Origin of the sequence: Flaviaesturariibacter aridisoli, assembly GCF_004343705.1 — a bacterium.
Taxonomy (GTDB): domain Bacteria; phylum Bacteroidota; class Bacteroidia; order Chitinophagales; family Chitinophagaceae; genus Flavisolibacter; species Flavisolibacter aridisoli.
Genome location: NZ_SKFH01000011.1, coordinates 127,373 through 136,505, shown reverse-complemented (window position 1 = coordinate 136,505; position 9,133 = coordinate 127,373). Strand labels below are relative to the sequence as shown.

The 9,133-nt window shown below is 60.0% G+C and carries 10 protein-coding genes; 2 read left to right on the top strand and 8 right to left on the bottom strand.

The window, feature by feature from the left end:
- The 3 genes from E0486_RS09335 to E0486_RS09325 all read right to left on the bottom strand — a co-directional run.
- Positions 1-750: IS3 family transposase (locus E0486_RS09335; RefSeq protein WP_131850825.1), on the bottom strand; the 750-nt coding region annotated here is incomplete at its 3' end.
- On the bottom strand, positions 729-1,019 hold the full coding sequence (locus E0486_RS09330) for a transposase (protein WP_131850826.1): 291 nt from the start codon (positions 1,017-1,019) through the stop codon (positions 729-731). The genes E0486_RS09335 and E0486_RS09330, both read right to left, overlap by 22 nt.
- Positions 1,020-1,080: 61 nt before the next feature.
- On the bottom strand, positions 1,081-1,974 hold the full coding sequence (locus E0486_RS09325) for a 2-hydroxyacid dehydrogenase (protein WP_131851893.1): 894 nt from the start codon (positions 1,972-1,974) through the stop codon (positions 1,081-1,083).
- 143 nt (positions 1,975-2,117) lie between these two features.
- Between E0486_RS09325 and E0486_RS09320 the strand changes: the two genes are divergently transcribed.
- Complete coding sequence (locus tag E0486_RS09320) at positions 2,118-2,675, top strand: hypothetical protein (protein ID WP_131851892.1); 558 nt, start codon at positions 2,118-2,120, stop codon at positions 2,673-2,675.
- A 76-nt stretch (positions 2,676-2,751) separates the two neighbouring features.
- Here the strand turns inward: E0486_RS09320 and E0486_RS09315 are convergent, their stop codons facing one another.
- The 3 genes from E0486_RS09315 to E0486_RS09305 all read right to left on the bottom strand — a co-directional run bounded on the left by E0486_RS09315 (position 2,752) and on the right by E0486_RS09305 (position 7,127).
- A complete protein-coding gene (locus E0486_RS09315) occupies positions 2,752-4,923 on the bottom strand; it encodes a S46 family peptidase (RefSeq protein WP_131851891.1) in 2,172 nt (723 codons plus the stop codon).
- 99 nt (positions 4,924-5,022) lie between these two features.
- Entirely contained in the window at positions 5,023-6,417 is a 1,395-nt protein-coding gene (locus tag E0486_RS09310) for an alpha-amylase family glycosyl hydrolase (RefSeq protein WP_131851890.1), read from the bottom strand.
- A gap of 188 nt (positions 6,418-6,605) precedes the next feature.
- The gene (locus E0486_RS09305) at positions 6,606-7,127 is read right to left on the bottom strand and encodes a glycine zipper domain-containing protein (protein WP_131851889.1); all 522 of its coding nucleotides are present in this window, start codon (positions 7,125-7,127) and stop codon (positions 6,606-6,608) included.
- A 210-nt stretch (positions 7,128-7,337) separates the two neighbouring features.
- Here E0486_RS09305 and E0486_RS09300 point away from each other — a divergent pair, with 210 nt between their 5' ends.
- Complete coding sequence (locus E0486_RS09300; protein WP_131851888.1) at positions 7,338-8,054, top strand: hypothetical protein; 717 nt, start codon at positions 7,338-7,340, stop codon at positions 8,052-8,054.
- A gap of 32 nt (positions 8,055-8,086) precedes the next feature.
- Here the strand turns inward: E0486_RS09300 and E0486_RS09295 are convergent, their stop codons facing one another.
- On the bottom strand, positions 8,087-8,770 hold the full coding sequence (locus E0486_RS09295; RefSeq protein ID WP_131851887.1) for a DUF4197 domain-containing protein: 684 nt from the start codon (positions 8,768-8,770) through the stop codon (positions 8,087-8,089).
- Between the two features lie 174 nt (positions 8,771-8,944).
- A complete protein-coding gene (locus E0486_RS09290; RefSeq protein WP_131851886.1) occupies positions 8,945-9,130 on the bottom strand; it encodes a hypothetical protein in 186 nt (61 codons plus the stop codon).
- Positions 9,131-9,133: the final 3 nt, after the last annotated feature.

The following is a 9,133-nucleotide window of genomic DNA, read 5'->3' as shown; positions in this document are numbered from 1 at the left end:
TACAAGTTCATTTCCATCTTCTGCAGGGTTCAGATAAACGTGATTATACTTCAGTGACTTCCAGAACCGCTCGATCCAGATGTTGTCCGTTGCCCGTCCTTTTCCATCCATGGATATATTGATTCTGTTCTTTTCCAGGTACTGAGTCCAGCCGGCGCAGGTGTACTGAACGCCCTGATCAGAGTTGATGATCTCCGGCGCTCCATGCTCCGCGATCGCCTCCTGCAGCACCTCCAGGCACCAGCGCGCCGCCAGTGAGTTGGAGATGCCCCATCCGACGATCTTGCGGCTATACACGTCGATGATAGCCGTCAGGTACATGAAGCCCCGCCGCATCGGGATATAGGTGATGTCGGTAGACCATACCTGGTTGGGCCGGCTGATATCCAGCCCGCGCAGCAAATACGGCTTTATGAACACCTTCTGGCCCATTTTAGTGAGGTTTCGTCTGCGGTAGATGGTTTGGTGACCCAGGAGTCGGAACAGCCGCCGGACGCGCTTTGGACCAACCGGATAGCCACGGTCGCGCAGCAGGTGCACCACCGATAAGACCCCTTCGGTTGGGTGTTCCAAGAGGTGGTGGTCCATGAGCTGCATCATTTTCAGATTCTCGGGCTTCTCCGGGCGCGGCTTGTAATAGATCCGGCTGCGGTTCACCGCCAGCAGGGCGCACTGCCGGCGTACCGACAGCTTCCTGGAGCGGGGCTGCACCAGTGAGGCACGCGTCGTCAGATCCCCAGTTTCCTGCAACTTTTTTTTAGAAACTCATTTTCGACGCGGAGCTGCCCGATCTGGGCATAGAGCTCGCGGGTGTCTACGGGCTCGCCTTCCGTGTCGGAAGACTTTTCAAAAACAGCGCTCATGTTTTCCAGGAACTCCGACTTCCAGCGCGAGATCATCACGGCGGATACTTCAAATTTTTTGGAGAGCTCAGCGAGGGTTTGCTGGTTCTTGATGGCTTCCAGTGCTACTTTAGCCTTGAACGCGGGGGTGAATTTGCGGCGGGTCTGCTTCTTCATTTGAGGTAGTTAAAAGTACATCCTTTCTTAACTTAACCTCTGGTTTCAAATTCAGGGAGCATTATACCTGGTGGCTCGTGATGAGCACGTTGGGAAAGGTGGTGAGGCGGGCGATGACGTCGTCCTGCAGGATCTCTTCGGAATGGTCTTCGAAAAAGAGCCCGCGTTCTTCTTCATACACGTCGAGGCCGAGGTAACCGAGCTGGCCGGTTTTGAGGGCGGCGATGGCGTCGCGGGTGTGCATGAGCGCGCCGCGGCTGGTGTTGATCAGCATCACGCCGCGTTTCATAAGTGCGAGGGTTTCGGCGCGTACGAGGTAGTGCGTTTGCGGCGTCAGCGGCGCGTGAAGCGAGATGATGTCCGAGGAGGCGAACAGTTCCTCCAGCGGTACATAGCGCACGCCGTGGGCTGTGGCCCAGCCCGTGTCGGGCGCCGGGTCGAAGGCGAGCACGTGGCAGCCGAAGCCACGGAGGATCTGCGCCACCAGCTGGCCGATCTTGCCCGTGCCTACGATGCCGGCCGTCTTGCCGTGCAGGTCGAAGCCGATGAGGCCGTCGAGGGAGAAGTTGCCTTCGCGGATGCGGTTGTGGGCCTTCACGAGCTTTCGGTTGAGGCCGAGCAGGAGCGCCACCGTATGCTCCGCCACGGCATAGGGTGAATAGGCCGGCACCCGCGCCACCCGCAGGCCGCAGGCTTTGGCTATTTCGAGGTCCACGTTGTTGAAGCCGGCCGAGCGCAGCACGAGGTAGCGAACGCCGAGTGCGGCCAGTTGCTTCAGTACGGGTGCCGACGCATCGTCGTTCACAAAGAGGCATACGGCTTCGGAGCCCGCGGCCAGGGCCGCCGTGTCGGCCGTAAGGGCCGGCGCCAGCAGGCGCAACTCGTGGGCCGGAGCGAGGGCTTTGCGAAGTGTTTCTTTCTCAAAGGCGTGGGTGCTGAAGATGGCGACGGTCATAAGACGAAGGTACAGGGCGGTCCCGGCGTGCCGGCTGATGCCGGTCAGCCAGCTTCCTGATGCGGGCGTTGAAGAACGATGGGTGAGCACTTATTGGTTTAGCAGGAAGCCGTACCTTTCTCCTTCACCAGTAACTGCTGCTCATGGACCGCATCCTCAAAGTTTATTCAAAGCCCGGCTGCCTCTTTGCCGAGCTCTCGTTTTTCTACGACCGCCCCGGGCAGGCCGGCGGCAAGCTGACCCTGTACAATGCCATTGAATACGACTATGGCGACGGCGACGTCAGCTACTCGGTATACCCGCTCTATGAGCAGGAGCTGCACCTGCCCTACCGGCGCTTTGCCCGCATCGAGGAGGCCCAGGCCTACGACCGCGACCTTGTGCGCAAGCAACTCGGTCACGAAATGAAAGCGGAGGTGAACTACACCTACGTCTATCCCGAAGACCCCGTGCTGGTCCGTTACGTACTGGAGAATCACCTGGGTTGCCAGGGCATCTTCGACATCCGGTACAGCTTCATCGGCAACACAAAGACCATGAGCTTCCGCTCCGGTGAGCATGCGAAGAAAGACTGGGACGTCAATGCCGGTGCCCTCGACAGCAACATCGACTGCATCCTGCAGGTGCCGGTGCCGCAGCACGACGGGGAGATCGGGCACATCAATTACCATGACCTGCGGAAGCTGGAGACGCATTACTAATCTGGCAACGGGCGGATGCGCTCGCAATGACAAAAGCCTCGCACAGCGAGGCTTTTGTCATTTGTCTTCTAAGGCGTTATTTCTTGGCCATGCCCTTCTTCGGGTGCACAAACTTCAGCTCCGATATAAGATTCGTTGCGCCGGCGTACTTATCGATGATAAAGCACACGTAGCGGATATCCACCATGATGTTGCGGCAGATATCGGGGTCGTAGGCGATGTCGCTCATAGTGCCTTCCCACACACGGTCGAAGTTGAGGCCCACGAGGTTACCCGAGGCATCGAGCACGGGCGAGCCCGAGTTGCCACCGGTGGTGTGGTTGGTGCCGATGAAGCACACCGGCTGGCGGCCGTTGGCGCCGTATTGCCCGAAGTCTTTATGCGCATAGAGCGTGCGCAGCTTTTGCGGCACGTCGAATTCATAGTCGCCGGGCACATACTTTTCCATGACGCCGTCCAGGTAGGTATACATTCCGTAGGTAACGCCGTCGCGGGGCTGGTAGGGTTTGGCTTTGCCGTAGGTGACGCGCAGGGTGCTGTTGGCGTCGGGGTAAAAGCGGCGCTCGGGGAACACTTCCATCTGCGCCTTCATATAGGTGCGCTGCAGGGCCGTGAGGCGTGCGGTAAGCTCGGTGGCATGCTTGCCGGCGCTCTGCTGGTAGGTGCGTTGCATCTCCTGTTGCAGCTGCAGCGCGGGGTCGGCCTTGAGCGCAGTCGCCGCGGCTTCGGGCGTAGCGCTCAGCACGCGGAAGAGGGCCGCCGAATCGTCGAAGTACGACTGGCCATAGAGGCGGGCCACATAGCCGTTCACGTCGTTCCGCACGTTGTCGGAGGCGAGCGTGTTGGCCACGAATTCGGGCTTCTGGTTCTGCACGTACATCGCGAGCAGCGCTTCGGCCATGCTGCGGTCCACGGTGGCGTTGTACTCACCGAAGATGCCGCTCAGCGTTTCTCGAACGCGTGCCAGCTCGACGTTGTAAGCGGTGGCGCCGCCGCGTTCGTAGGCCGTCACGAGGCCGGCCAGCAATTGCGCGTTCGAGAGGAGCTCGATGCGCGGGAGCACTTCGTTGTAATAGTCACGGGCGTAGGCGTAGGGGCCCAGTTCGCTGTAGCTGCTGTCGAGTTCGGTAAGCACGGTGCCATAGGCGGCTTTCCACTTCGGGTTCGCGTTGACGCGCTTCTGGAATTCGGCTTCATAGGTCCGCTTGCGGCCGAGGATGTCTTTGGACTGCAGGCCGAGCAGCTCACCTTTCCACTTTTTGTGGGAGTTTTCGATCCCGGCGTATTTCGAGGCGTATTGAATGCGGATGCCTTCATCGGCGCGCATGTAGCCGTTGAGGACAGAGAGCGCCTTTTCGCGGATGCCGATGCGGGCCGGGTCGGAGATGTACATCAGCTGCTGCACGCCCGAGGCGGGCAGGTATTCGTTGGTGCGGCCGGGAAAGCCGAACACCATGGTGAAGTCGTTTTCGGTAACACCGTCGAGCGAAATGGAGAGCGAGCGCTTCGGCACCATCGGCTTGTTGGCCGGTGAGTAGTCGGCGGGTCTGCCGTCGGGGCCCGTATAAATACGGAACAGCGAGAAGTCGCCGGTGTGGCGGGGCCACATCCAGTTGTCGGTGTCCTTGCCGAAGTTGCCGATCGAGGAGGGCGGTGCGCCCACGAGGCGGATGTCCTTGTAGGTTTCGGTTACGAAGGCGTAGTACTTGTTGCCTTCAAAGAAGGGACGGATGAGCACGTCCTGCCCCGCGGCGCGGTCGAGGCTCTGGCGGAGGCTGTTGATGGCGCGGGAAATGGCGGCCGTACGCTCGCTCTCGCTGAGGCCGGGGGTGATGCCCGAGAGCACCTGCGTCGTTACGTCGTCGATGCGCACAATGAAGGTGGCGGTGAGGCCCGGGTTGGGCAACTCCTCGCCGTTGTTCTTCGACCAGAAGCCGTCGCGGATATAGTTATGGTCGAGGGTGCTGTGGTTCTGGATGGCGTCGAAGCCGCAGTGGTGGTTGGTGAGCAGCAGGCCCTGGGTGGAGATGACTTCGGCCGTGCAGAAGCCGCCGAGCGATACAATTGCGTCTTTGAGGGAGCTTTTGTTGATGCTGTAGATGTCGCTGGCCTTGAGCTTCAGGCCCAGCTTCTTCATGTCTTTTTCGTTGAGGGTCTGCAGCAGTTGCGGCAGCCACATGCCTTCGTCGGCCAGGGCGCGGACGCTGAGCAACAGGGTCAGCAGGGCGAGGGAGAGGAGTCGTTTCATGTACTGAGGTTGTGGGTCAAAATTAGGGACGCCGCCAGCGCGGAGCGAAGGAGTACGGATTTTTAATCGTGGTCATGATTGGCACGGATGCTTGCATGCCTATCGTTCAAGGATCATCCAACCCCAGGGGGCCAGCGTAAAGCGCTCTTCGCCGCTGAGCGTGATCGTCCCGGGCGCGTCCCGGAGCAGGTTTCCCTGCGCAAACGGGAGCCGGAAGCTGGTGCGCAGGGCTGGCGGGAAAGAGACCGTGGCCACTACCGGCGCCTTGCTGAAATTGAAGAGGGCAATCACCGAATGCGAACCTTTCTGCCGGTAAAAAGACAGGAGCTGCCCCGGCGCCGTGTTGCTCAGCCGGATCATTTCACCACCTGCCTTTCCATTGGCCAGCGCCGGGTTGCGGTGCTTCAGGCTGTTGAGGGTGCGGTACAGCGTATCGCGGGCGCCGGTTTTCCACTGGATCGTGTCCTTGTCGAAGAAGCGCAGCATCTTTTCGCTGCCTGCTTCCTGCCCGTTGTAGATGAGCGGGATGCCTTTGCAGACATACGTAAAGGCGATGCAGGTCTCAAGAGCCGGACCGAACTGGGTAAGGGGCGTTCCGGTCCAGGAGTTCTTGTCGTGGTTGTCGGTAAAGAGCATGCGGTAGGCCTCGTCGGGCCAGGTGTTCACGTCGTGCGCGAGGTACTCCACGAGGGCGGGCATGGCGCCGGGCTCGTTCCTGCTCACGCGGAGGAGCGTTTCGTAGAGGCTCCAGCTATAGGTCGCATCGAAGGCGCGCTTGTGCATGTCGCGCGCTTCCCACTCGGCCAGTAGAAATACGGGGCGGATGGCATCGAGCTCCCGCCGCACATTGTCCCAGAAGTCCACCGGGATGAACCCGGCCACATCGCAGCGGTAGCCGTCGATACCGGTTTCTTTTACCCACCATTGGAGCGCTTCGGTCATGTACCTGCGCAAGGCGGGTTTGTTGTAGTCGAAGTCGATCACATCGTCCCAGTCGTACCAGGGGGTGGGCTGAAACCTGCCTTCGGCGGTATGGGTGTACCAATCGGGATGCTGCTTCGCCAGCGGGTTGTCCCAGGCCGAGTGGTTGGCCACCCAGTCGAGGATGAGGTGCATACCCTGGGCATGCGCGGCCCGCACGAGGTCTTTGAAGTCCTGCAGGGTGCCGAACTCGGGGTTCACGCCATAGTAATCGCGCACGGAGTATTCGGAGCCGAGCACACCCTTTCGCTTTTCGCGGCCGATGGGGTGGATGGGCATCAGCCAGAGGATGTCGACGCCGAGCGCCTTGAGCCGCGGGAGGTGCGCCGCGAAGGCCTTGAAGGTGCCCTCGGGCGTGTATTGCCGGATGTTGACCTGGTACAGCACGGCATTGCGGCTCCAGGCCGGGTGCTGCAGCTCCACGTAAGGCTTGGGCTGGTAGCGGGCATCGTTCTTTTGCGCAGGGGCGGTGGTGGTCAGCAGCAGGCTGAGGAGCAGGAGCAAGCGGTGCATAACTAGCTTTCAGCTAAGGTAGTACGCGGCAAAGCCGCAAATCGCGAAAAAGGTGCTTGGCCTGCTCTGCGAAGCGGGCCGTGAGGCGCCCGCCTTACTCAATAGACTTCCATAGGTCTTATTCCATAAAAAGGGCCCGGGAGGAATCCCGGGCCCGTCAGGGTGTCTTTCAAAAATATGTAGTGCGCTTAGTAGCGACCATCTTTCTTATCACCGGCACGACCGATACCATAGCCACCGGCAGCACCGAGTACACCGCCGATCACGGCGCCGGCAGCGCGGTTCTTCTTGTTGATGATGGCACCGGCGGCGGCACCGGCTACACCACCGATGACGGCACCTTTAGCGGCCTTGCTCCAGCCTTTCTTGGCGGGGGCGGAGGCGGTGCTCGACGAAGAAGAGCTCATGGAACCACTACCACTGCCCGAGGAAGACGAAGAGCGGCGGGAGCTGGACGAGGAGCTGCTGCGGCGCACCGGCGCATAGCTGCGGGTGGCGCTGGCAGCAGGAGCGGCTGCGATAGCGTTATTGGCGTTCGGAGCCTGCGGGGCAAGCTCGCTCTGCGACTTCCAGGCCTGGAACTGGGCGAGGCCCGTCGTGTCCGAAGCAGTAGTCGTAGTCGTTGTCGTTGTCGTGGCCGTAGGGTTGGGAGTCGTGTTACAGGCTACCAGGAAGGCTGCGGCGGTTATTGTAGAGAAGATCTTTTTCATAACATACAGTTTAGTGGACTGAAATACGGTTCATTCCCTACTAATAGAAAAGCATGCCAGAGTAGGCCAGGACACCTAAAAAAGCAGAGCTTGTTTCTTAAAGTATTGAAAAACAGCTTTTTCGATTAACATTCGTTAACGTTGGCCTGAGTATTTCTCTTCCCAATGCTGAGCGGTAACCGTGGAGCCGACGCCGGCGTCTCAACCGATATGAAACAAGAATTCCGGCCGTCTCTGCCTTGGTTTCTCGCCTTTTTATGCGCCTGCTTCGTGCTGTCGGAACTCCACGAACAGGTACACATTCAAACCGGGTATTTACTCTACAGTGGGTATGGCCCCCGCGATTTCAACCTGTGGCAAACCGCCCGTTCGGACGGTTACCGGTGGATCGCCACGCTCGCCGGGCCGCTGTTCTCCTTTGCCTGTATGTGGACCGGCCTGTGGATCAGTCGCCGGCGTCCGGGGCCGGGGATCGCGCTCCTGTTTGCCGCCCTGCCTTTTGCGCGGTTGCTGACGGCCCTGATGGGTGGCGGCGACGAAAAGGTCGTGCTGCTGGCGCTCAGCGGGAACGAGACCCTCGGTCCAGCCCTGCGGGTTATCCTGGCAACGGTGGTGCTGCTGTGCGCCGGGTTGCCGGTATTGCTGGCTACCTGCCGATTCCGGCTCCGCGCCCCCATGGTCGTGCTGCTGCTGGTGCTGCCGCTGCTCATCGAGTACCCCCTGACCCATACCCTTTACAATCGCTTGCTACATCAGGGTTTCGGAGCCCGTGTGTTCTTCGGTGGTACGCCCTGGCTTATCCAGCTTCATTTTGTAGGGATGGCAAGCCTGCTGTGGTTGCTCCGGCGCCAGCTTTTTCTGTCCCATCCACAGACGGACCAGGCCCCAAAAAGAGAAGGCCGCCCGCAGGCGACCCTTACTCCTTAGGAATAGACCAATAAAGCAATAGATTTCCTTTTTTACCAGCTCCGGCCAAACACTTTTTGCAGCAGGGGCGTGGTGCGGTAAGAGGCGTTGGTGCGGATCAGTTGCTCGCCTTCGGCCATTTTGCGGAACATGGCTTCGCTCACGGCGGCGGCCATCAGGTTCGACAAGTCGAGGTTGAGGCGGCTACCGATGCCCGTGTTCTTGATGGGACCGATCAGCTTATTCCACTGGTCGTTGAGCTTATACTCGGCCAGGGCGTTTTCCATCACGGGGGTCAGCGCGGTGCGCAGGTTGGCGCCGGTGTTGGCTTTCAGGTAATCCGTGGCCGAGGTGCCGCCGCCTTTTACCAGGTTGATGGCGTCGCCGAGGCGCATGCCGGAAATGGCGCTGGCAAATACGGGCACGGCGCGCTCTACGGAGGCGGTAGCGGCACCGCTGAGCGAGGTGGTGAAGCGGTCGAGGTCTTTACTCAGGCCCAGGTTGTTGAGCGTGTTGAATACCTTGGCCACATCGGAAGGAAACACCGTGTTCACCACGTTCTCCTTGGAGAAGGCGTTGCCAACGGAGCCGTTGCGGGCGCCGGCGTTGAGCAACTCGCGGATCGCTGCCGCGGCGTCCTGCTCGGTGAGGGTGTAGTTGAGCAATTTGCTGCCGCTGCAGCTATTGAGCAGCGGGAAGATCAGCAGGGCGAAGATGGGTAACAGTAACTTTTTCATAGTCTCCTTTTTAAAGAAAAAGACTGCGGATGGCAGTCTGAATGCAAGACCGCAAGAATGTTGCGGGGGTTTGATGGGGGAATGTTAAAGCTTCGGCTGCGCTCAGCTTGACAGGAACTCAGCGACCCGGCGGCCGCACTGTCATCCTGAGCGCAGCCGAAGGAGGCAGTGCACTCATCCCATCGCGCCGCTGGCCTGGTCTTTCAGGCTGTCGTAGCCTTCGGCGGCCTTGCCCAGCAGGTCGTCGGCTTTCTTTTTCAGGTCGTCGATGGCGCCGGTCACTTTTTCGGGGTTGATGGCGTAGGCGACGATGCCGGCAACTGCCGCGCATACCAGGGCGCCCAGTAAAATCTTCTTCATGTG